This window comes from Martelella sp. K41-7 (assembly GCF_055808365.1).
This window is the reverse complement of record NZ_JBVVRV010000002.1, coordinates 319963-343351: the sequence shown is the minus strand read 5'-3', so window position 1 is coordinate 343351 and position 23389 is coordinate 319963. Positions and strand designations below refer to the sequence as shown.

The following is a 23389-nucleotide window of genomic DNA, read 5'->3' as shown; positions in this document are numbered from 1 at the left end:
GAATAGCACCAAAGTCGCCATCACCCAGATTATCAAGGCCATGCAGCGCCGACGCCGAGGGCAGCATGAAATCAAGAGTTTTGCCATACTTGTCAACGGCGCGACAAAAATACATCCACTGGCCTTTGACCTTGATGTAGGTTCTCGTCCATTCGCCAGAGGCCGATGGGGTTTGATTTCCTGCTTTTCGTTCGCAGAGCAATCCGGCCAAATAATTCATGACCCATCTATTCAGCGTCGCGTGATCATCAAGGTTTCAAATCATCCCGAAATTTTGCGACAAAACCCAGAGCCGGCCATTGGAGCAGGCCCGCACCGATCGAGGCCCGTGGCATGGACTGGCCCGTGCTTTCATCAAGCCTGCGCTCGAACACACAACACGACGCTTCCCGCTGCCGCCTCAGCGACAAGCGTCCCCGCCCTGCAAGCACTATCATCGAAAGGACGATGAGATTTTTTGAATACATTTTGTCGACATACCGGATCCAACAGCGTATTCATAAAGCGCGGGCGGCGCTGGCCGCTCCTGTTCCGCAGGATCACCCGATATTCTGCAACGCGCGAATGAATGTGTCGGCACCTGAAGACAGGGGAAGAGGCAGCTATGGCCGCAGAGACGCCAAAACCGAAGGCCCGCGGATCCGGAACCCAGCAGGTTTACGAGACGCTGCGCAGGGAAATTCTGGCTATGGAGCTGAAGCCGGGCAGTCCACTGGACGAGGTCAGGTTATCGGACCGTTTCGGCATGTCGCGCACCCCCGTGCGTGAGGCTCTGCTGCGGCTTTCAGGCGATGCGCTGGTGACCACGCTGCCTAACCGCAACACGATCGTTTCCGCTATCAACTTTGCTGAGATGCCACACTATTTCGAAGCATTGACGCTGATGTACCGGGCCACGACGAAGGGGGCCGCATCGCGGGCACCGCAGAGACAGGCGATGATGCACGTCAGGAACCGTCAGGACGAATTCGTCGCGGCTGTGGAGGCCCATGACGCCTTTGCCATGATCGAGGCCAATCGCGAGTTTCACGTCGCCATAGCCCAGCTTGCCGGCAATGCCTACTATATCCGTTTCTTCTCGCGGCTTCTTGACGAGGGTCGGCGTATCCTCCGCTTATACTATTCCACCTTCGAGGACCGGCTGCCGCGTCAATATGTCAACGAACACGAGGATATCATCGCTGCGATCGAAGCCGGGGACACCGGCAGGGCCGACCGGCTCGCAATCGCCCATGCCGATCAGATCGTGCGCCAGATACAGGAGTATCTCGCGCGAGAAACGGAACAGGCAAGCGCGCTATCGCTTGAGTAAAAATTCGGATTGGCGGGCGCATTAAATCCCTGAATAACAACAAAAACAACATCTTGGTTTTTACACGAGGAACTTGATGGAAAACGGACCTGACGCTGACGCCGTTGTTATCGGCGGTGGGATCATCGGATGCATGGCCGCGCGCTATCTGCTCCAGGCCGGACGGAGGGTGACGATACTGGACCGCAGCGCAATTGCCGCGGGTAGCAGTGCGGGCAATGCCGGGATTCTCGCTTTCCCCGAAATCGTGCCGATCCCATCGCCGGGGATCACCTGGAAAGCGCCCGTATGGCTGCTCGATCCACTGGGGCCGTTGACGATCCGGCCCGCCTATGCGGCAAGGCTAATACCCTGGTTCTGGCATTTCTGGCGGGCCAGCTTCAGGGAAAACTTCGAACGCGGCATGAAGGTTCAGTCCAGCCTGATGCAGCTGGCGGCTACCGAATACGAGCGTATCCGCAGGGACGATCACCTCTCGGAATTTGTCGTCAACACCGGCACGCTCGACCTCTATGACAGCGAGAAGAGTTTCCGCGCTGCGACTCCGGAGTGGGCAGGAAAGCGCAAGGCGGGATTTGACTTTCACCGCGTCGGCCGTCACGAGATCGAAACGCTTCAGCCCGGCCTTGCACCGCAGTTCGAGAATGCGATTTACGCCGATGACGGTTTGCAGATTTCCGATCCGGCCGGTTTTACCCGCACAGTCGCCAAAGACTTGCAAAGAGCAGGGGGCACAATCAGAATTTCAGAGGCGGTGGCCCTGGAGCCGACGGAGAACGGCGCGCGGATCCGCCTTGCCGGTGGCGGCTCGATTGAGGCCCGCACCGTGGTGGTTGCCTGTGGCGCATGGTCGAAAACGCTGGCGAAAAGCCTTGGCGAGGCGATACCGCTCGACACCGAGCGCGGCTACAACACCACTCTGCCGGCAGCTTCTTTCCCGCTGAAACGGCAGCTCTATTTCAACGATCATTCCTTTGTGGTTACACCGCTGAAGGATGGCATCCGGGTCGGCGGCGCGGTGGAGTTCGGCGGCCTCGACCTGCCTGCCAATTTCAAACGCTCTGAAATGCTGCTGAAGCTCGCCAAACGCTTTTTGCCGGGACTTGAGACCAGCGGCGGCGAACAATGGATGGGTTTCCGGCCCTCCATGCCGGACTGCCTGCCGGTGATCGACCGCTCAAAGGCCGCGCCGAACGTGATCTATGCCTTCGGCCACGGCCATCTGGGATTGACCCAGTCAGCGGCGACAGGGCGGCTGGTCGCCGAACTTACCGCACATCAAAAGCCAGCTATCGACATCGAGAACCTGCGTTTCGACCGGTTCGGCTGACAGTGGCGGACGGATCAAAGCTTCGATCCGCGCCAAAATGAAAACAGGAGAGGCAAGCAAAATGATGTCCGAAAACCGCCCCGCACCGATCAGCGACGAGGAGCGCAAGGGCCGGATTGCGCGTCTGCGCGCGGCCATGCAGGCTTCGCGCGCCGATGCCGTGCTGCTGGGTTCCACAACCAGCCTCACCTATTTCACTGGCCTTGTCTGGCATCAAAGCGAGCGTCTGGTTGGTGCGCTGATTACCGCCGACAGCCTGACCTATATCGCGCCGGCCTTCGAGGTTTCAAAGATCGAAACGCTGGAGCGGCTCGATGGCGATATCGCGGCATGGCAAGAGCATGAAAGCCCGGCAACGCTTGTGGTAAAGCTTCTCGGACAGGGCAGGGTGCTGGCGCTTGATGACGCATTGCCGTTTTTCGTCTATTCGGCGCTCGGCCGGCAGATCACGCCGGAACGGCTGATCGACGGCGGGCCGATGATCTCGGCGCTCAGGACGGTGAAATCACCGGCGGAAATCGCGTTGATGCAGTATGCGATGGATGCCACGCTTACGGTGCACAAGCGCGTTCATGCATTGATCGAGCCGGGTATCCGTGCCTCGGAGGTCGTGCGTTTCATCGACGAGACCCACCGCGCGCTTTGCGGTTCGGACAGCACCTTCGCGATCTGCTCTTTCGGAGCGGCGACGTCACTGCCGCATGGCGTCGATGACGACCAGACCTATGGCGAAGGCGATATCATTCTGGTCGACACCGGCACCATTGTCGGCGGCTATCAGTCAGACATGACGCGGACCTATGTGAAAGCCGAGCCGTCGGCTGAATTCGCCCGGATCTGGGCGATCGAACGGGAGGCGCAGCAGGCTGTTTTCGACGCGGCGAAACCGGGCGTTTCGGCTGAAACCCTTGATGATGCGGCGCGCCGCGTGATTGCCGCCCATGGCCTCGGTCCGGATTACCGCCTGCCCGGTCTGCCGCACAGGGCTGGCCACGGGCTCGGCATGGATATCCACGAAGCGCCGTTTATCGTGCGCGGCAACACCACGCCGCTTTCCCCCGGCATGTGTTTTTCCAACGAGCCGATGATCGTGGTTCCCGACCGATTCGGCGTCCGGCTGGAAGACATCATTTACATGGGCGGAAACGGACCGGTATGGTTCACCACGCCCGGCAAAGGCCCGACAGAGCCGTTTGCCTGACGCACGGCCCATCCTTATCCATGAGGCAGCGTGCGGCCTCGCACTTGTGCGACACCACGCCTGAACGGAGACGACATGAGCGAAGACTTCGAAACCATTTCAAGCGATGAGGCGAGGGCGCTGGGCGAGGGCCTGTTGCTGGCCGCCGGTTATTCCGGCGACCATGCCCGCACCATTACCGATTGGGTCGTGCGCGCGCAGATGGACGAGTGCCATTCGCATGGTCTTTACCGGCTGATCAGCTGCTGTGAGCTGATCGAGCGCGGCAAGGTCGATCCCGCCGCCACGCCGGTTGTCGAAGACCGTGCGCCGGCAATCGTGCGTGTCGATGCGCGCCATGGCGTTTCGCTTTCCGCCTTTGAGGCAGGACTTCCCGTCCTCACTGAAAAGGCAAGGCATTGCGGGATCGCCGCCCTCGCGATCAACAATTGCTTCCATTTTTCAGCGCTCTGGCCGGAGGCCGAGACGATTGCCGAAAAGGGGCTGGTCGCGATTGCCACCACCGTCAGCCATGCCTGGGTCGCGCCTGCCGGCGGCAACAAACCGGTGTTCGGCACCAACCCGTTTTCGTTCGGCTGGCCCCGTCCGGGCAAACACCCCTTTGTGTTCGATTTCGCCACCTCGGCGATTGCGCGCGGGGATATCGAACTGCACCGCCGCACGGGGGTACCCTTGCCGGAAGGAACGGCGATCGATGCCGACGGCAAGCCCACAACCGACCCGGAGGTTGCGGTTGAAGGCGCCATGCTGACCTTCGGCGGCCACAAGGGGTCGGCACTGTCAGCCATGATCGAACTGCTCGCCGGGCCGTTGATCGGCGATTTGACCAGTGCTGAATCCATCGCCTTTGATGACGGCGACAAAGTGGTGCCGCGGCACGGCGAGCTGATCATCGCGTTCGATCCGGCATCGTTTCTGGGGCAGGCGGCAACCGACAATCTGAAGCGCGGCGAAGCGCTGTTTACCGCAATAGAAAGCCAGGGGGCCCGCCTGCCATCCGCAAGGCGCTATCGGGCACGTGCCCGCAACCAAAAGACCGGCACCATGCCGGTTAAGCATAATGTGCTCGATGAACTGCGGGCACGGTCGGCCGGACTGCAAACAAAACCGATTTGAGCGCAAGGCCGGGCAACAGGCAAAAGTCTGACGCCAGAGATATAGGTTCGATAATACATATTATGGAACCTATATCTGCTTTTATGAACCTCGAATGGAACTGAAAGCCATCCGGTCAAGTTCGACACCTCGGCCCCGTCCGTCGCGGCGCGCAGCGTCGTCACTGTCGAAGGCCTTTGATGGTGTAGAACGGCTGCCGACGAGCAAGCGGAAAGATTAGATCACAATCCCATTGCGGAAAGGGTCATCGGGCTGAAAAACCAGTTCGGCCACAGACATGACATAGGCATTGCCCGTGATCGACGGAATCACGCCGCCATTGTCTCCGGCCCTGTAGGACAGTCTGTAGGTGGAACCGATGATGCTCTCCTGCACGATAGCCTGGCCTTCATCCAGTTGCCTTGCAGCGGCCAGGCAGGCCAGTCGCGCCGAACAGCCGGTCCCGCAGGGGGAGCGGTCATAGGCATCGTCGGGGCAGAGCACGAAGTTACGGCTGTGTGCCGCGCCGTCTCCGGAAGGTCCGTAGAAGATGATATGGTCGACCGGTTGCCCGTCCTCGCCGCCGATCTTCTCAGTATTGAGGGCGGTCCGGGTGGCGATCGCGAGATCGGTCAGCGCGCGGATATTGTCGTGTGACACCCGGATCGGGCTCGGGTCGACCAGAAAGAACCAGTTGCCGCCATAGGCCACATCGCCTGCAACAGCGCCGAAACCCGGCACATCGACCGTGACGCCCGCCGCGACCCGGCGGCTTTCGATATTGGTGACCGTGACCGTGCTGGCATCATGCACCATAACCGTGACGATACCGACCGGCGTTTCGATACGGTGAAGACCTGTGCCGATCCGGCCCATGTGAAAAAGCGTGACAGCCAGGCCGATGGTGCCATGGCCGCACATGCCCAGAACGGCCCCGACATCGAAATAGATCACGCCGGTGACGCAGGAGGGATCGGTCGGCGGCACCAGCAGCGCGCCGACCATGGCGACCTGACCGCGCGGTTCGAGCACCACGGCGCGATATTCATCGTAATAGCGGGTCGCAAGACGCGCCGCACGCTCGGAGAGCGGGCCGGAACCGAGGTCGGGAAAGCCTTCAAGGATGACTCGCGTCGGCTCGCCTGCGGTGTGGCTGTCAATCACATGCATACGGTGCTCCCTCGCGCGGCCCGGATATTGTCAGGCGGCCCAGTTGGTGTACCAGATCCTGAACTGACTGTACTGCTCTTCGACAAACGCCTGCTGCGATGCTGTCAGGGCGTCTGTCTCGTTGAAGTGCAGGGTATATTCCGCGTCACCGTTCAGCACCATCAGGTATTTGTAGAACAGCACGAGGTCGACGCCCTCATCGAATTTCGACAGCACCATCAGCGCTTCTTCAAGCTCTTTTGCCTTCGCCCGTGCCTCGGTGTCGCCAGCAGCAGAGGCCTTGCACAGCGAAACCAGATGTAGCACCTCTGCGGGAAGCGCGTTGCCGATGCCGGTGATCGCCCCGGTGGCGCCGCATTTTACGAAACCGTGAAACACCTGGGTATCAACACCAACCATCAGGGTCAGATCGTCATCGCCGGAGGTGATGTGTTCGGCAGCATAGGAGAGTGAGGCCGCACCGCCGAACTCCTTGAAGCCGATCAGGTTGGGATGCTCGTCGCGCAGGCTGAAGAACAGGTCGGCCCGGGTTTCAAAACCGTAATGAGGGCTGTTGTAGATCACTGCGGACAGACCGTTGGCCGCCGCGAGAATGGCCGAGAAATGCGCCCTCTGAGCCGAGACCGAGGTGCCGCGCGACAAAACGCGCGGAATGACCATCAGACCCGCAGCGCCGACGCGGGCGGCGTGCGCCGTGATCGCCACAGCCGATTTCGTGTTTATAGCGCCGGTTCCCACGATCACCGGAACGCCAGCCTCGACAAGTGCCTCGACACCCTGCATCCGCTGTTGGTCGGTCAGAAGCGGCCAGTCGCCCATCGACCCGCAATAGACGACGGCCGACATGCCAGCATCGACAAGCTCCCGGCCCTTGCGGGCGAGCGCTTCGAAGTCTGGCGTGCGGTCAGCCTTGCAAGGGGTCATCAAGGCCGGAATACAGCCGGTAAAGATCGTATCGCTCATCTGGAATCCTTTCGCATTTACAAGGAAATCGGGCCGGCGGGGCAATGAGCGAGCACCCGCTCGCGGTCGAGGTCTGAGGCCGTTATTCTGCCCCTCACTAGCACCGCTCCTGATGCTTGTCGACAAATAAAATACAATGAAAACCGGCTAAAGCGGCAGGCTCAGAGCGGGATCGATGAGACACTGCGCGAATCTGCGGAGATGTAGGCGCGGATCTGGCGCACGATCTGATCGGCGTGGGCAACCGCCAACCGGTCGGATTCCTCCTCGTCCCGCGCGATCATTGCGCTGACAATGTGTTCATGCTCAGCGACATACCGGTGCGGCAGGTCGTCATTATAGGAGCGGTAATAGAGACGCAGAATGCGCCGCCCGTCGTCCAGAAGGCGCCGGAACAGGCCGGTATAATATTTGTTGCGGCCCGCCTCGGCGATTGCGACGTGAAAATCGCGGTTGGTCGCGATCATGCTAAACACATCCTTCGCTTCGACAGCCTCGGCAAAAAGGTCCTGATGCGCACGGATTCCGGCAAGGTCGGACTCGGTGTAGTGGATCGCCGCAAGTCTCCCCGTCACGCGATACATCAATGTGAGGGCATCGAAAAATGCTCCCAACTGCACGAAGTCAATGTTGGACACGATTGTCGTGCGGTTGGTCAGCGCTGTGATCAGCCCCTCGGCCGCAAGCCGTACAAGAGCCTCCCGGATCGGGGTGCGCGACATCGCGAACCGCTCCGACAATTCTGTCTCGTCAATGGGACTCCCCGGCTCGATCCTGAGTTCGATGATTTCATTGCGCAGGGTTTCATAGACGTGGGCGACGCCGCCCCCGCGTTTGACATGAAGGCTCTGGAGCGCACTCTGCTCTGAAGACGTTTTGGCCATTGTGTTCCGGTTTTCCTCACTTTCCGCCACTATGCCCCACCCTCAGGACACAATCTATCACAGGCTTCAGATTTTAATTGTCGACACACTCGACTTCAGAGAACACCGCCCAGGTCTCAGCCGCCCCAGCCTTCCAAGACAAGCAGTGCCGCAACCATCGTCGGCGAAGCGGCCACACAAGTTTCATAAAACCGAAAACCTGCTGAAACAGAACTGTCACAGTATCGGTGCATTGATTGCGCCGTGAGTTGCACAGCTGTGCAAAACCTATCCAGACCTGAACGCAGCCGCTATCCGGGCTTTCAGGCCAGTTGCCAGGACACTTTCATGAGCGCGATCGAAATCAAAGCTGTGGGCAAGTCTTTCGGCAAGACCGAGGTGTTGCGCGGTATCTCGCTGTCCATTCATTCGGGTGAATTTGTTGCCGTGCTTGGACCGTCGGGTTGCGGCAAGACCACGCTTTTGCGCGCGCTTGCAGGTTTCGAGCCGGTTGACCGGGGAACGATCCACATTGGCAATGCGCTGCTGTCTGGTGAGGGCAATCATATTCCGCCGGAGGAACGCGGCATTGGGGTTGTGTTTCAAAGCTATGCGCTCTGGCCGCATATGAGCGTTGCCGGCAACGTATCCTATGGCCTCAGGGTCAAGGGCATTGCGCGAAAGGAGCGCGAGGCGCGCACGGCAAAGGTTCTCGAACTCGTTGGCCTCAGTGAATTTGCCGAGCGCCGCCCTGCCGCCCTTTCCGGAGGCCAGCGCCAGCGCGTCGCGCTTGCCCGCTGCCTTGCCATGGATGCCGGTGTGGTGCTGCTTGACGAGCCTCTTGCCAATCTGGATGTCCATCTGCGCGGTGAGATGGAGGAGGAATTTTCGCGTTTTCACAGAGAATCCCGCGCGACGATGTTCTATATCACCCATGACCAGTCGGAGGCGCTGGCACTGGCCGACCGCGTCGCGGTCATGGATCGCGGCATGATCAGCCAGTTTGCCAGCCCCGCTGAACTCTACAGCCGACCTGCCAATGAGATGGTCGCCACATTCATCGGCGAAGGCCAGCTTGGCGCGATCGAAGACTTTCAGCCCGACCGCAGCGGTTTTGGCTTTGCGCGCTTTTTCGGTGAGCCGGTGCGTCTGCGCTGTCATCCCTCCGCCATCGCCCGGTCTTCTGCCCGCGTCACCTTTCACCCCGGCGACCTGAGACTGACCGAGACCGGCGGGATTGCCGCCACGATCCGCCGGATCACCTATCGCGGTGATATCCTGCGGGTCGAGCTTTCGGCCGGACCGCATCACCAGACCCTTTTCATGAACGTCCCTGCCCCGGCCTGCATCGAGTCCGGACAGCGCGTAGCCGTCACGCTTGCAGACGGCTGGGTCCTTCCGGACCTCACACCCGAAGAAACCCTTGTTTAGCTCTCAACAATCGAGGAAATCCCCGATGAAACTCTCCATGCTCGCCCTTGCCACCGTCAGCACGCTCGCTTTCTCCACGGCGTACGCTGAAGAAACCATCACGCTTTACACAAGCCAGCCGCCGGAACAGGCCCAGGAAACCGTGGATGCGTTCGAAGCCGCCAACCCCGAGATCAAGGTCAACTGGACACGCAACGGCACCTCGGCGCTGATGAACGTCATGCGCGCCGAAATCGAAGCCGGCCAGATCCAGCCCGACGTTCTGCTGGTTGCCGACCCGATCAATCTCGGTACACTGAAGGCCGAAGGCCATCTGATGGCCTATCCGCAAGCGCCGGTCGATGGCTACGACCAGGCTGCCTATGACAAGGACATGACCTTCTTCGGCACCAAGGCAATCACCACCGGCATTGCCTACAACACCGAAATCGCCGAGCCGGTCAAAAGCTGGAACGATCTTCTGATCGAAGACAATCGCGGCAAGATCGCGGTTCCGAGCCCGCTTTATTCCGGCGCTGCGCTCAACCATCTGCACGCCCTGATCAACGATCAGAACATCGGTTGGGGTTTTTATGAAGGTCTCAACGATCTCAACATCGTGCCTGAAGGCGGCAACGGTCCGGCCACCAAGGCTGTCGCCTCCGGGATGGCGAAATACGCCATCATCGTTGACGCCAACACGCTACGCGCCAAGGCCGACGGTTCGCCGGTCGACTACATTGCCCCGAAGGAAGGCGTTTCCTTCATCGGCGAGCCGGTCGCGATCATGAGCACGACCGAGCACGAGGACGCGGCAAAGAAATTCGTCGACTTCCTGCTGTCCAAGCAAGGTCAGGAACTGGTTTCTGCCCAGGGCAATATCCCGCTGATGCCGGGTGTCGCTGCGCCGGAAGGCTATCCCGATCTCTCCTCGATGAAGCTGATCGGCTATGACGTCGATGCCGCTGTCGAGAACAACGATCAGGTCCGCGCGCAGTTCGCCGACATCTTCGGCCTGTAATCGCAATGTCACTTTCGACCACAGCCACGGGGAGCGTCCGTTCTGGACGTTCTCCACCCTGTCGGGAGCCTTGCGGCACGAGCGCACGCTGATGCTGGCTCTGGCGCTTTTTGTCGGCGTGCTGTCGATCCTGCCGCTCGGGCGGCTGGTCTACGCCGCTTTTGTCACCAGCACCGGCTTCGAGCTTGACCGCGTAGCCGATGTTCTCGGCGGCCGGCGCGTGCTGGAGGCGACCATAAACACGATCTGGATTTCGCTTGCCGCCACCGTGCTTGCCACAGTTGCCGGCACCTTTGCCGCTCTTCTTGTCGGCGCCAGCGACATGCGCGGGAGAACCGCCTGGGTATTCGGCTTTGTGCTGCCGCTGATGATCCCGCCGCAGGTGATCGCGCTTGCATGGATCCAGGCCTTTTCGCCCGCAAGCCCGGTGATGAACTTTCTCGGCCTTGCGCTTGAGCCCGGCATGCGGCATCCGCTCTATCTGTCCAGCGGCATTGTTCTTCTGCTCGGCATCTATAATGCACCGCTTGTGTTTCTGGCGGTACGCGCCAACCTGCGCCGTGTTCCAGCCGATCTGGTGGAGGCCGCCCGCGCCGTCGGAGCCTCGCCCCTGAGAGCAACATTCGGCGTCATTCTGCCGCTGATCCGTGGCGGTATCTTCGCCGGGGCTGCGCTGGCTTTCGTTTCCTCCATCGGCAATTTCGGCATTCAGGCCATGCTCGGCATTCCCGCCCGCGTATCAACGCTGATCACGCTCATTTATCGCCGGCTGAATTCCTATGGTCCGTCCGCCCTCAATGACATGGCGCTTCTGGCACTGCTGCTGGCCGTGCTGACGGTGCTGGGCATGGGCCTGGCCGGCTGGCTGAGCCGCATGGGCGACCAGCGCGTCGACGGCGCATCCAAGCCGTTCAAATTCCCGCTTGGCCGCTGGCATCTTCCAGTGACCGGGCTGGCCTGGGGCTATCTCGTGGTCGCGTTGGCTCTACCTCTTTCCGCGCTTGCAGGTTCCGCTCTGGTGCGCGGCTACGGCCAGCCGCTCACTTTCGAAACGCTGACCTTCGAAAACTTTTCCAATGCGCTTTTCCACCATGAGGGCATCCGTGAGGCCTTCTTTACGAGCCTCTGGTTGACGGGTCTCGCGGTTGCCATTCTCATCCCGGTTTCGGTGGCGCTTGGCTATTTCCTCAGTTGGCGCCATGGCGTGGCCCCGCGGCTTCTCTATCTTTCCTCCCAGCTCGCCTATGCGCTTCCCGGCATCATCATCGGCGTTGCCATGATCCTGTTTTTCCTGAAGCCCCTGCCGATCATGGGTACGAGCCTCTACGGCACGATATGGGTGATCCTCGCGGCCTATCTGTCCAATTTTCTGGCGCTGGCACTGCAGCCCGTTCTGGGTGGCTTCGCGCAGATCGAGCGCGCGCTGGATGAGGCTGCACAGGTGGTCGGAGCAGGCATCTTCCGCAGGCTGAAAGACATTATCCTGCCCGTTCTGGCTCCGGCGGCGGCGGCAGCCGCCATTCTGGTGTTCATGACCGCCATAAATGAAATCCAGACCTCTGTGCTTTTGGTCTCATCACGCGCGCAGACCATCGGCCCGATGATCATCTTCCTTGAGGAGGCCGGTTCATCGACGCTTGCCGCCGCCGTCGGCTGCCTCATGGTTCTGGTGATCCTCACGCTGATGCTTGTCAGCCTGACCTTCGCTCGACAGCTTCCGCAAGGTGTATTGCCGTGGCACGACTGACAGTCATCAGCGGACTGAACAGCAAGAGCGCCGCTATCTTTCTGGTTGAGGCAGGCGGCAAACGCATTCTCTTCGACTTCGGCGACGGGCTGGAGCCCGGCGAACACCCCGACATCTCCGGCCTCGGCGCAGCAGAAGCCGTGTTCCTCAGCCATGCCCATTCAGATCATGCTGGCCTGCTAAGCAGACTTGAAGAAATCGGCACGCCGCCCGTCTTTGCGAGCGCACGCACGCTTGGCTTTCTGAACGGCAGCCTGAGACCCGAACTGTCACACGCGATTCCGGAGCGGGGAACCTTCAGTTTCGAGGGGCTGACGCTTTCGACCGGGCGCTGCGGTCACGCGCCGGGCGGGATCTGGTTTCATCTCGCCACCGAAATTGGCGGTTTCATCTACACCGGCGATATCAGTCTGGAATCGCGCGGCATGCCGCTAGATCCGTTTCCACGCGCGCGAACCCTGCTGATCGATGCGTCCTATGGCGACCGCGACCTGCCGTTGGAGGCGCAGATCCAGGCCATTGCCGAAGAGGCGAAAAATGGCGCGGTGCTGTGTTGTCCCGCAGCCGGCCGTGGCACGGATATGGCGCTGGCCATGGCTGCTCACGGCCTGGACGTCCATGTCAGTGACGTGATTTTCCGCGAGACGAGAATGACGGCCGGCAAGACATTCCCCGTCGTCGATGCGCAGTCCGCCAGACCGGATCAGGTCATCATCGCCACCGAATCCAACGGTGAAGCCGGCCTTTCGGCAGACCTTCTGGTGCGTGATGGCTTTCGTTTCATTTTCTCAAGCCATGTCCCCAACGGCACCCCGGCAGCGGAACTGATCGCCCGAAAGCGGGCTTTATGGATGCCCTGGAATGTCCATCCGCGAAAACGCGATGTCGTCGCCCTTGCTGATAATTGCGGCGCGGAGCGGGTTCTGCCGGCCTTTGTCGACATGACGACAGCCCCTGAACTTGCCCGCGCACTTGGTCAGCGGTTAACACTGGATACCGAGATGGAGATTTGAATGGCAAACGGAAAACGCCTCGGCATTCCAGACCATGTACCCGAAGCTGAAGCACGCGAAGATGTCCGCCCGCTCCTTTATCCGGTGATCGAGGGCTTCGGCCCGCACCGCAAGACGCTCTACCTGGGCAATCTCGCCGCCGCCGAGGATAGCGAATGCCTGATGGATGCCGCGATCACGGAAACGCTGAACGTGTCAATCAACATATTTCCAGGTCCGCTCATCCTGCCTGACGGCGTTCACGTCCGCCGCTACCAGATCGGCATGATCGACGGCGCCGGAAACAGTCCGTACCTGATGGCTGCTGCCGTCAACACCGTTCAAGGCCTGATGAGCGGATATGTGCCCGCCAAACCGCATTATCCCAAACATCGCAACGGCCATGTGCTGGTCCATTGCCGCGGCGGACGTTCGCGCTCAGTCACCGTGATTGCGCTCTGGCTTTCGGCCTTCGCCGGTGAGCGCTTCGGAAGCTTCCGTGCCGCACTTGCGCATCTGCGTGCGCTGCGCGGACTGGACGAAAACTATCCGCTGCCCCCCATGCTGGCCCTTGCCGAAGACGTGCGAACGCGCAACCTTCTCGGGCAGCAACCAACGACCTGAGGCAGGGCATGGCCGACAAGTTTGTTTCCGCATCCGATGTTGCCCGTCTGGCGGGCGTTTCCCGGTCGGCCGTCTCGCGCACCTTTACGCAAGGTGCCAGCGTTGCGCCGAAAACACGGGCACGGGTGATGAAAGCGGCAGAAGAGCTTGGATACCGCGTCAATCTTCTCGCCCGCACGCTGCACAAGGAACGGTCTGACCTCGTCGGCCTTGTCGGGGCGAACCTTTCGAACCCCTATATCTCCGCGCAGGTCGATGCCTTGACCGCCGCACTTTACCGCAACGCGCTGCAATGCATGCTCCTCAATCTGGCCAGCGCCCGGAATGATGTTGAGAATGCGCTTTCGAAACTGCTGGAATACCGGGTTCGTACGGTCGTGCTCCTGTCCGGCGCGGTGCCCGATACACTGATACGGCTGGCGGGCGCCAATGGTACGCGCCTTGTTCTCATCAACCGTCCGCTGCCGGACAATATCGGACATGTCGATCAGATCGAGGCCGATTCGGCCGCCGGGGGTGCAATGGCCGCGACACGGTTGATTGCCGCGGGCTGCCGGAATGTGGCCGTCGTACTCTCATCCTCACGCACGTCTGCAAAGCTTGCTCGCGCGCAGGCATTTATCCGGGTCATGGAGGAAAACCGGATACAGGTCACGCAATGGAGCCAGGGGCGCAACACCTATGAAACCGGCGTCGAAGCCGCCCATGGCCTGCTCGCCACGCCGGGAATAGACGGTGTTTTCGGCGTGACCGACGAAATCGCGCTTGGAGTCATGAACACGGCCCGTCATGAACTCGGCCTTTCGGTGCCTGACGATGTTGCGGTGATCGGGTTTGACGATGCCCCGATTTCACAATGGTCGTCACATCAACTGACAACCATCAGGCAATCGCTTTCATCCCTGACCGAGGCGACGCTTTCTGCCATCATCGGTCCGGCAGATGCCCCGTCGTCGCACCATTTCATTCCAGTGAGCCTTGTCGAGCGTGGCTCGGTCAGGCGCGAAAAGCTGTAGTTTCGGTTTCCATCTGCATATCTTCAAAACGAAAATCATTCTGGCTGCCACATGACCTCACACAGTCACCGGATGATCTTGCGCATTGAACCGTGCCGCAGTTTTTTTCAGACCTGAAAAATTCCGAAACCCTCGATTTCCGCGACCGGCTTCAGATGTGGCCAACGGTCACTGTCGTGGAGGATGATCAACCGGGTGAGATCGCCTTCTATCGCCTTGTTGATATTGTCGATGGCCTTGAGCTGATCCCAGGTGCTGCCGGCGGCATTGGCAAGCGGCGCATAGACGCCGTCATTGTTGTGGCCGCAGATATTGCGTTTGCCGTAAATGCAGTCGCCGGCGACGACGACCCGACCGCGCCCGGTTTGCAGAATGACGAACTGCTGGCCGAGCGTATGGCCCTCACCGAGACGCAAATGCAGGCCGGCAAAGTAGTTGTCATGATCGCCGTCGACCAGATTGAGCCGGTGCTCGAGCGAGGCGTCATAGGCAACGCGAATATCGTCCGGGTTGATGATCTCGCTCAGTGCCGAGAATTGCGGCGGCAGAGCCAGAATTTCCATCCAGCTCAGGTATTCCCGTTTCTGCAGGTGGACCCTTGCCTTCGGATAGGCGCTGAGCCCGCCCATATGGTCGAAATGCGCGTGTGAGAGAATGACGTCGGTTACGTCATCGGCCGCCACGCCAAGTTCGGCAAGCATGATCAGCGGGGATATCCAGAAGGGAATCCCGAATTTCTCCGCAAAGGCGGCGCCGCTTCCTTCTTTCAGAAAACCCGTATCGATCAGCACGATCCTGTCAGCGCTGCGAGCCAGCACGAACGAAAACGGCAGATCAACAACGCCGGCGTCGTGCGCGCCATGGATGATGCCAGCCACAAGCTGATCCTTTGAGCGCGCATATTCGATAACGTGGACATCCCAGAGCATGTCGGTCATTTCTATCCTCCCTGATTTCTCAGCTTTCGGCCAAAGACCGGCCGAGGCTCGACAGACCGACGGCCACGATCAGAATGGCACCTTGCAGAACATATTGCGAGAAGGTCGGCGCGCCGAAGATGTTCAGCCCATTAAAGCCAAAGGCAATAATGAGCGCGCCGATCACCGTTCCCAAAATGTGGAATTCACCGTCACGCAGCGTCGCGGACCCGAGAAAGACTGCCGCAAACGCCGTCAGCAGATAGCTGTCGGCAGCACTGGCCGTGCCCGAACCGAGACGCGAGGCCAGCAAAATTCCAGTCAACGACGCACACATGCCGGAAATCACAAAGCCAAGAATCTTGATGCGATCAACCGAGATGCCCGCCAGGCGCGCTGCCGCCGGATTGCCGCCGACCGCCTGAATTTCCTGACCGATGGGCGTGTGTTCGACCAGCACCCAAAGGGCGATGACGACGAGCACCATGAAAACGATGTTGTTCGGGATGCCGAAAAGCCAGCGTCCGAGCGAAATATCGAGAAAAGCGTCCGGAACGCCGGAGACGATCGGCACGCCGGCGGAGTAGGCAAAGGCCAGCCCCGTCAGAATGGTGCCGACGCCGAGTGTCGCGATCACCGAATTGACCTTGAGCTTTGTGACCACCAGACCATTGACCAGACCGACCAGCGCGCCCGCCGCAATAACAACGACGATAGCGACGGGAATCGGAAGGCCGGTGCTGACGATCAGCCCCGTCACCAGAATGCCGTGCAGGCTTGCTGCAAAACCGACCGACAAATCAAGTTCACCAACGATGACAGCCATGGTCAGCCCGCTGGCGATGATCATGGTCAACGAGGCCTGATTGAGCACGTTGGTGAAATTGTAGACCGTCGGAAAGGCATTTGGCGAGAGAAGCGAAAACAGCACGATCATCGCGAACAGGCCGATAATGGTGGCGTAGCGGGCAAAAAAGCCCAGCCGCGCCTTGGTCTGAGCGGAAAGTCTGCGGTTGCCCACACTGGTATCAGTCATCTGTTGAGTTCCCGGAATTAAGACGCCTGAGCGTAACTTGCTTCAATGATGGCGTTTCGGTTCATGTCCTGGCCGGTCAGTTCCCGCGTGATAAGGCCTTCGACCATAACAAGAACACGGTCGCAAAGATCTGGCAGCTCATCAGGCTCGGAAGAGATCACAAGCACGGCCATGCCTTGCCCGGCGAGATTTCGGATTAGGCGATGAATTTCGCCGCGTGCGCCGATATCGACGCCGCGTGTCGGCTCATCGAGAATGAGCACATCCGGCCGGCGCAGAAGCCAGCGGCCAATGACCACCTTTTGCTGATTGCCCCCGGAAAGCCTGCCGACCGGCGTGTCAACGCTGTCTGTCTTGATGGCGAGATCGCGAATGACCTCCTCGGTTTTCGAGCGGCGCTTGCGATAGTCGATCAGAGGCAGGGCCGGAGATCGTATGATATTGGAGAGATTGGCAATCTGCATGTTAAACGCAAGGCTCTTGGTCAGCAGTAGACCCTCCGAACGGCGCTCTTCGGGCACAAGGCCGAGCCCCTTGCGGACAGCCTCGCTCGGCGAACGCGGCGCGAACGGCTTGCCGTCAAGTTCCATCTGCCCGCCATCGACACGGTCGACGCCGTAGATCAGACGCGCCAGTTCGCTGCGCCCGGCTCCGACGAGACCGCCGATGCCCAGAACTTCGCCCTTGTGAAGCGCCAGATCGACACCCTTGACCATGGGAAGACGTTTGAGCCCTGTAACCGAAAGCACCACAGGCCCCTCGATCAAAGACCGGTTTTCCTCCCGTGCAAGCGGCTGAACCGCGCCGCCGACAATCGCCTCCACCAGTTTCTCCCTGCTCAGCGTATCGCCTTCAAGGCAGGCGACCGACGTGCCATCACGAAACGCCGTAACCCGGTTGCAAAGGCGCATGATCTCATCCAGCCGGTGCGATACGTAAAGCACAGCGACACCGGAGCGCGAAAGATCTTCGATGATTTCGAACAATCGTTCTGCTTCATTCGCCGAGAGCGATGCGGTCGGCTCATCCATCACGATCAGCCGTGCCTTTCGCACCAGAGCCCGGCAGATATTCACCAGCCAGTTTTCCGCTGTCGACAGGGTCTTCACATTGGCCGAAAGCGAGGCTTTGAGACCGACTCTCCTGGCAATCGGCGCGACGTCCTTTTCGATCGCGGCCCAGTCGACCCACCCGAAGCGGGTTTTCTTGGGCAGGCCCAGCATGATGTTTTCCATCACGGTCATGGATGGAATAAAGGCGAGCTCCTGATGAATGAAACTCATGCCGAGATCCGTTGCCTGGTGTGGCGTCGTCACGACAACATCGCGACCGTCGATCCTGATCCGGCCCTGATCGGCACGGGTCAACCCCGCCAGAACCTTGATGACGGTCGATTTGCCGGCGCCGTTGGCGCCGACAAGACCGTGGACCTCGCCGGCGCGCAGGTTGAGCGAGACGCCCTTCAGCGCATGAACACCGCCATACGACTTGACGATATTCTCAGCCTCCAGAAAGACCGTCTGTTCTTCTGGGCTTCTTTTCATTGTTTCAGCCTGCATGTCAGTCATCCGAACGGCCTTTGCCGGTCCCTTGCTCAGTTGCCGTAGGCGTCGGGATGCTCTTCGAGGAAGGCCTCGATATTGTCCTGGGTAACGAGAATGGCCGGAACCTCAACAGCCCGCGGCTGCCAGTCAGTTTCGGTGATAATCGTATCGAGCAGCATCACCATATCGTAGCCTTCGGTATAGCTGTCTTCCCAGGCGGTGGCGGTCATGTGCCCGCGACGGATATTTTCCAGCGCCTGGGCATTTCCGTTGACGCCATAAACCTCGACGTCGGTGCGTCCCTGCTGGCGCAGCGGTCCAATCGCCCCGATCGCCGGATCGTCCCAGCATCCCCAGATCGCCAGATTTCCGTCGCCCGGCGGGCGCGAGGCAAGCCAGGCATTGGCATATTGCGCACCGTCTTCCAGATAGCCGGGAATACGAACCTCATTCTTGGTGACCTTGATATCGGGATAATCCTTGAGTTTTTCGTCAAGAAGAACCTCACGGTTGCGGCAAACCTCGCCCGTGCGATACGTCAGCGCCAGAATATCGCCCTTGCCGTTGAGATCGGCGATCATCTTTTCAATCACCGGTTCGGCGATCGGTGCACCCGATCCATTGGTGGAGGCCACCGAACGGCCAAGGCCGCCGCCCCAGGTGACAACGGGAATATCCGCGCTCTCAGCCGCGGCCAGGCCCGCGCCGATCGACGAATACGGAAACACCATATCGATAATTCCGACAGCCCCCCGGCCGGCAAAATTCTGGATCGCGGAGTTGGCCTGATCGGCGCTGCCGGCCGCATCGACGACATCGACATCCCATCCCAGTTCAGCGGCGGCCGCCTTGGCGCCGTTGATGTAGCGAACATTGTTCGCCTCATTGGCGGCGATCGACACGATGCCCAGCAATTGGGGCTCCTGCGCCAAGCTGGTGGATGCTGACGCGACAATTGCACTCACGGCAAGCGCCGAAAAAATAGCGGTTTTCATTATTTCCTCCCTTGGGTCCTCACCCATCACTCTGGCGAACACCAGAAAAACGTTTCGCTAGATAACCCCAAAAACGACTTTCTAGCAAGACTATTTTAAAAAATGTCTTTCGATCTTACTGTTATTGTTCTATTTTGCGATTTGAACATATCAGCGAACCGTTTAGCGGAGGGTAGATTGGCAAACATTAAGGACGTCGCAAAGGCAGCAGGCGTGTCGCCTGCCACGGTGTCGGCGGTTGTCAATGACACTGCCTATGTGAGCCCAGCCCTGCGCGCCCGTGTTCTCGAAGCTGTCGAGAGCCTCAACTATTCGCCGATGTCGGCGGCGCGCAACCTGAAGCGTGGCCGCAGCCAGTTGATCGCGCTTGCGGTCGCCGACCTGCATAACCCATTCTTCTCACGCCTGGTCTGCGCAGCAGAAGCCGCCGTGAGCGCCTGGGGTTACAGTCTGGTCGTGTTCAACAGTGACGAAAAGCCTGAAAACGAACGCACAATTCTCGCACGCATCCGCTCGCTTTCCTGCGATGGCATGGTGCTCGTGCCGATCGGCAGCCCCGAGCGCTATCAGCAGTTCTGGCGTGACCCGGCGGCCCCGCCGCTTGTGCTCTTCGGTCGTGAGATCGGCGACAACCGCTTTGACGCCGTGACACTCGACAATGTCCTGGCTGGCCGTCGAACGACGCGGTACCTGCTCGATCTTGGCCATCGGAAAATCGGTTCGATCACCGGCCCCACATTTCTGAGCACTGGCGCGGGACGCCTGCAGGGCCTGCTGCAGGCAATGGAGGAACGCGGACTGAAGCCAGACCCCGAACATATCCGCTCGGGAGACTTTCGGGAGGAAATAGCCTACTCGGTTGCCATGGAAATGCTGCAGCGCCCCGATCGCCCGACGGCAATCTATGTGGCCAATGGCCTGATGGCGCTTGGAACAATGCGGGCCGTCAATGATCTCGGTTTGCGTTGCCCGGAGGATATCTCAATTGCCTCCACCGACACATTGCCCGGCGTCGGCGGCCTCAGGCCCCGCTTGACCCGGACGGAGCATCCGCTGGGGGAAATGATCGATCAGGCGGTGCGGTTCCTGATGGACAGGATCAGCAACGAAGATGCGCAGACACAGGGCCGCCGGGTGACATTCCCACCCGAACTGCTTCTTGGCGACAGCTGCGCCGCGCAGTAACATTCTACCCGGGCCATTTATTCGCCAAAAGGCTCGGCCCCGCCCTGATCCCGGGCAAACGGCGCGACCATCGGACCATCAGGGTCCAGCACTGGCCGCACCGTCAAGGTTAACCGGAAGCGTTCCTAAAGGCGGGCACCTGTCCCGTCTTCAAAGAACGACGCTTTCGCCACATCGGCGGTGACGGACACCGGCTCTCCCGTCTCACAATGCTCTTCCTGGCTCAGCCGGTGCGAGAGGGTAATGCCCTCGAAATCCGACCAGGCCAGAATATCGCTTCCCATCGGCTCGAGGAGAGAGACCGTCCCCGTCCATGCGGCATCTCCGGCGTTGGCAAGGTGCAGATGCTCCGGACGCAGACCAAGCGTTGCCTTCTGGCCGTCTTCGACCTTTCCGGCGAACGGATACCCGTTGACATCAAGGCTGAACGAACCGGACCTGAAGACAAGGCCGTCATTTTCGGCAAAAAACGCGCCAGCGATCTTATTCATCGCCGGTGAGCCGAGGAAGGTGCCGACAAATTCATTGGCCGGTTTGTTGTAGACATTCAGCGGCGTGTCGAGCTGCTGGATAATGCCGTCCTTCATCACCGCGATCCGGTCGGCAAGCGTCAGCGCCTCGATCTGGTCGTGGGTGACGTAGATCATCGTCGATCCCAACGCCTTGTGCAGCTTCTTGATTTCAAGCCGCAATTCTGCGCGCAGTTTGGCATCGAGGTTCGAAAGGGGCTCATCGAACAGGAAGATGTCGGCGTCGCGCACCAGTGCCCGACCGATCGCGACGCGCTGGCGCTGGCCGCCGGAAAGTGCCGAGGGCTTGCGGTCGAGCAGCTGGGTGATCTGAAGAAGCTCGGAGGCCCATTTCACTTTCTTCTCGATTTCCGGGCGGGGAACGCCGGCGATCCTGAGGCCGAAAGACATGTTCCGCTCGACGGTCATCGTCGGATAAAGCGCGTAGGACTGGAACACCATTCCGATACCGCGATCCTTGGGATCGGTCCAGGTCACGTCCCGGTCATTGAAGTGAAGCGTGCCGCCGCTGACATCGGTGAGCCCGCCGATCGCGTTCAGCAGCGTGGACTTGCCGCAGCCGGACGGACCGAGAAGAACCAGAAACTCGCCATCCTTGATCTGAAGGTCGAGACTTTTGACGACGTGGACATTGCCGTAGCGGATGTCGAGATTTTCAATTGCTACAGAACTCATGGACTTATCCTTTCACGGCGCCGGAGGCGATGCCGCGCACGAACCAGCGGCCGGAGACCAGATAGACGACAAGCGGAACCATCGAGGTCAGAATGGTCGCCGCCATGTTGACGTTGTAGGCGCGTTCGCCCGTGGTCGTGTTGACGATATTGTTGAGCTGGACCGTCATCGGCAGGTTGTCGCGGCCAGCGAAAACCAGGCCGAGCAGGAAGTCGTTCCAGATCGCCGTGACCTGCATGATGACCGCCACAATCGTGATCGGAACCGACATTGGCAGAATGATCGAGAAGAAAATCCGCCAGAAGCCGGCGCCGTCGATGCGGGCGGCTTTGAACAGCTCGACCGGCAGACCTATGTAATAATTGCGGAAAAGCAGGGTCATGACCGGCATGCCGAAGATGATGTGAGTGAGCACGATACCGGGAAGCGACCCGTAGATACCGGCCTGGGCATAAAAACGGACCAGCGGATAGATGAACACCTGATAGGGAATGAATGAGCCCATCAGCAGGCAGGCAAACAGAACATTCGCGCCCTTCACCTTCCAGAAAGACAAGGCATAGCCATTGATCGCGCCGAGCAGGATCGAAAGAATCACGCTCGGGATCAGGATCTTCACCGAGTTGAAAAAGCCGACTTTAAGGCCGTTGCAGTCAAGCCCGGTACAGGCGCTCGTCCAGGCCTTGACCCAGGCGTCGAGCGAAAAATGCTGCGGCAACGCGAAGATCAGCCCGAGGCGGATTTCGTCCATGCTTTTGAACGAGGTGACAAGCATCACGTAAAGCGGCAGGAGGAAAAACAGCGCGACGAAAAACAGGAAACCGTAGACGCCGAAGCGACCCCAAATATCCTGGCTGCTCACAGGTCGTTTTGAAACGGATGACTGCGTCATGACGCCCTCCCGTTCTTGCCGAAGTACTGGGAATAAAGAACCGGAACCATGATCAGGAGCACCGTGATCAGGAGAACGGTCGACGCCGCTGTCGCAAGCCCGATATTGGCGCGCTCGAACAGATTGTCCATGATGAACTTGGCGGGGACTTCACTCGCCGTTCCGGGACCGCCATTGGTCATGGCCACGACCACATCATACATCTTGACGATCGAAATCGACAACAGCACCAGCGAGGTGATGATCATCGGCCGCAGCATGGGCAGGACGATCGAGAGATAGACACGCCACGACGGGATGCCATCAATGCGGGTCGCCGACCAGATCTGGCTGTCGATCCCGCGCAGGCCCGCCAGAATGAGCGCCATCACCAGCCCGGACCCGTGCCAGACGGTTGCCAGGATGATGGCGTAAAGCACCTTGTCCGGATTGACCGTCCAGTCGAGTACGAAATCCGGGAAACCGAGATCGCGCATGGTGGCCTGAATGCCGAGATCGGGATTCAGGATCCACTGCCAGATCAGACCTGCCACCACGAACGACATCGCATACGGGTAGAGGAAGACCGTCCTGAAAAGACTTTCGGCGCGCACATTCTGGTCGATGAAGATTGCCAGAAGCGTACCGAGTACAAAACAGATGAGCAGGAAGAAAAAGGCAATGATTGCCAGGTTCTCGAGCGAAGTCACCCAGCGCGACGTTTCGAACAGCCTTGTGTACTGGGCAAAGCCGACGAAGTCGTCTTTCGGCAGCAACCTTGAGCTGGAAAACGACAGCCGGACGGACCACAGCATCGTGCCCAGATAGGCAAAGACAACCACAATGGCCATCGGCAGCAAGGCAATATAGGCGAGCAGATTTCGCCTGATAT

At 59.8% G+C, this 23389-nt stretch carries 21 protein-coding genes and 1 pseudogene; 11 read left to right on the top strand and 11 right to left on the bottom strand.

Annotation, left to right across the window (positions count from 1 at the left end; translation table 11 throughout):
- Positions 1–61 precede the first annotated feature (61 nt).
- Positions 62–247, bottom strand: a pseudogene (locus AC0L7L_RS22070) (DDE-type integrase/transposase/recombinase); the annotation flags it as partial.
- 357 nt (positions 248–604) lie between these two features.
- Here AC0L7L_RS22070 and AC0L7L_RS22065 point away from each other — a divergent pair.
- The 4 genes from AC0L7L_RS22065 (at position 605) to AC0L7L_RS22050 (ending at position 4959) form a co-directional block, all read left to right on the top strand.
- Positions 605–1312, top strand: a complete 708-nt coding sequence (locus AC0L7L_RS22065; RefSeq protein WP_473514254.1) for a GntR family transcriptional regulator — start codon at positions 605–607, stop codon at positions 1310–1312.
- A 76-nt stretch (positions 1313–1388) separates the two neighbouring features.
- Positions 1389–2642 carry an NAD(P)/FAD-dependent oxidoreductase gene (locus tag AC0L7L_RS22060; RefSeq protein ID WP_473514253.1) on the top strand — a complete coding sequence of 418 codons (1254 nt, stop codon included), beginning with the start codon at positions 1389–1391 and terminating at the stop codon, positions 2640–2642.
- Positions 2643–2703: 61 nt separating this feature from the next.
- A complete protein-coding gene (locus AC0L7L_RS22055) occupies positions 2704–3843 on the top strand; it encodes a M24 family metallopeptidase (RefSeq protein WP_473514252.1) in 1140 nt (379 codons plus the stop codon).
- Between the two features lie 75 nt (positions 3844–3918).
- The gene (locus tag AC0L7L_RS22050; protein ID WP_473514251.1) at positions 3919–4959 is read left to right on the top strand and encodes an Ldh family oxidoreductase; all 1041 of its coding nucleotides are present in this window, start codon (positions 3919–3921) and stop codon (positions 4957–4959) included.
- Between the two features lie 216 nt (positions 4960–5175).
- Here the strand turns inward: AC0L7L_RS22050 and AC0L7L_RS22045 are convergent, their stop codons facing one another.
- The 3 genes from AC0L7L_RS22045 to AC0L7L_RS22035 all read right to left on the bottom strand — a co-directional run bounded on the left by AC0L7L_RS22045 (position 5176) and on the right by AC0L7L_RS22035 (position 7955).
- Positions 5176–6108: a 4-hydroxyproline epimerase gene (locus AC0L7L_RS22045; protein ID WP_473514250.1), complete on the bottom strand. Its 933-nt coding sequence runs from the start codon at positions 6106–6108 to the stop codon at positions 5176–5178.
- Between the two features lie 30 nt (positions 6109–6138).
- Positions 6139–7071, bottom strand: coding sequence for a dihydrodipicolinate synthase family protein (locus AC0L7L_RS22040; RefSeq protein ID WP_272214583.1), 933 nt, complete (start codon positions 7069–7071; stop codon positions 6139–6141).
- Between the two features lie 161 nt (positions 7072–7232).
- Positions 7233–7955 (bottom strand): GntR family transcriptional regulator, encoded by a 723-nt coding sequence (locus AC0L7L_RS22035; RefSeq protein ID WP_473514249.1) that lies wholly within the window; start codon positions 7953–7955, stop codon positions 7233–7235.
- Between the two features lie 327 nt (positions 7956–8282).
- Between AC0L7L_RS22035 and AC0L7L_RS22030 the strand changes: the two genes are divergently transcribed.
- The 6 genes from AC0L7L_RS22030 to AC0L7L_RS22005 all read left to right on the top strand — a co-directional run bounded on the left by AC0L7L_RS22030 (position 8283) and on the right by AC0L7L_RS22005 (position 14744).
- Positions 8283–9365: an ABC transporter ATP-binding protein gene (locus tag AC0L7L_RS22030; RefSeq protein WP_272214584.1), complete on the top strand. Its 1083-nt coding sequence runs from the start codon at positions 8283–8285 to the stop codon at positions 9363–9365.
- A gap of 25 nt (positions 9366–9390) precedes the next feature.
- Positions 9391–10365: an ABC transporter substrate-binding protein gene (locus tag AC0L7L_RS22025; RefSeq protein WP_272214585.1), complete on the top strand. Its 975-nt coding sequence runs from the start codon at positions 9391–9393 to the stop codon at positions 10363–10365.
- 91 nt (positions 10366–10456) lie between these two features.
- Positions 10457–12112 (top strand): ABC transporter permease, encoded by a 1656-nt coding sequence (locus tag AC0L7L_RS22020; RefSeq protein WP_473514275.1) that lies wholly within the window; start codon positions 10457–10459, stop codon positions 12110–12112.
- Positions 12100–13125 (top strand): MBL fold metallo-hydrolase, encoded by a 1026-nt coding sequence (locus AC0L7L_RS22015; RefSeq protein WP_272214588.1) that lies wholly within the window; start codon positions 12100–12102, stop codon positions 13123–13125. The genes AC0L7L_RS22020 and AC0L7L_RS22015 overlap by 13 nt, the downstream gene beginning before the upstream one ends.
- Positions 13126–13728 (top strand): protein-tyrosine phosphatase family protein, encoded by a 603-nt coding sequence (locus AC0L7L_RS22010; RefSeq protein WP_473514248.1) that lies wholly within the window; start codon positions 13126–13128, stop codon positions 13726–13728.
- Between the two features lie 8 nt (positions 13729–13736).
- Positions 13737–14744: a LacI family DNA-binding transcriptional regulator gene (locus tag AC0L7L_RS22005; protein WP_473514247.1), complete on the top strand. Its 1008-nt coding sequence runs from the start codon at positions 13737–13739 to the stop codon at positions 14742–14744.
- 107 nt (positions 14745–14851) lie between these two features.
- On the opposite strand, the gene AC0L7L_RS22000 is transcribed toward AC0L7L_RS22005, so the two are convergent.
- Genes AC0L7L_RS22000 through AC0L7L_RS21985 form a run of 4 tightly spaced genes read right to left on the bottom strand, consistent with a single transcriptional unit; the run spans position 14852 to position 19236 of the window.
- Positions 14852–15682, bottom strand: a complete 831-nt coding sequence (locus tag AC0L7L_RS22000) for an N-acyl homoserine lactonase family protein (RefSeq protein ID WP_272214592.1) — start codon at positions 15680–15682, stop codon at positions 14852–14854.
- A gap of 19 nt (positions 15683–15701) precedes the next feature.
- Entirely contained in the window at positions 15702–16697 is a 996-nt protein-coding gene (locus AC0L7L_RS21995) for an ABC transporter permease (RefSeq protein ID WP_473514246.1), read from the bottom strand.
- A gap of 17 nt (positions 16698–16714) precedes the next feature.
- Complete coding sequence (locus AC0L7L_RS21990) at positions 16715–18241, bottom strand: sugar ABC transporter ATP-binding protein (protein WP_473514245.1); 1527 nt, start codon at positions 18239–18241, stop codon at positions 16715–16717.
- A gap of 50 nt (positions 18242–18291) precedes the next feature.
- On the bottom strand, positions 18292–19236 hold the full coding sequence (locus tag AC0L7L_RS21985) for a sugar ABC transporter substrate-binding protein (RefSeq protein ID WP_473514244.1): 945 nt from the start codon (positions 19234–19236) through the stop codon (positions 18292–18294).
- A 177-nt stretch (positions 19237–19413) separates the two neighbouring features.
- Here AC0L7L_RS21985 and AC0L7L_RS21980 point away from each other — a divergent pair, with 177 nt between their 5' ends.
- Positions 19414–20421 carry a LacI family DNA-binding transcriptional regulator gene (locus tag AC0L7L_RS21980; RefSeq protein ID WP_272214596.1) on the top strand — a complete coding sequence of 336 codons (1008 nt, stop codon included), beginning with the start codon at positions 19414–19416 and terminating at the stop codon, positions 20419–20421.
- Between the two features lie 125 nt (positions 20422–20546).
- On the opposite strand, the gene AC0L7L_RS21975 is transcribed toward AC0L7L_RS21980, so the two are convergent.
- From AC0L7L_RS21975 to AC0L7L_RS21965, 3 genes are read right to left on the bottom strand one after another with little or no spacing between them, the layout of a single operon-like run.
- Positions 20547–21626 (bottom strand): ABC transporter ATP-binding protein, encoded by a 1080-nt coding sequence (locus AC0L7L_RS21975; protein WP_473514243.1) that lies wholly within the window; start codon positions 21624–21626, stop codon positions 20547–20549.
- 4 nt (positions 21627–21630) lie between these two features.
- Positions 21631–22518, bottom strand: a complete 888-nt coding sequence (locus AC0L7L_RS21970) for a carbohydrate ABC transporter permease (RefSeq protein WP_473514242.1) — start codon at positions 22516–22518, stop codon at positions 21631–21633.
- Positions 22515–23348 (bottom strand): carbohydrate ABC transporter permease, encoded by an 834-nt coding sequence (locus tag AC0L7L_RS21965; protein WP_473514274.1) that lies wholly within the window; start codon positions 23346–23348, stop codon positions 22515–22517. Before AC0L7L_RS21965 ends, AC0L7L_RS21970 begins: the two co-directional genes overlap by 4 nt.
- Positions 23349–23389: the final 41 nt, after the last annotated feature.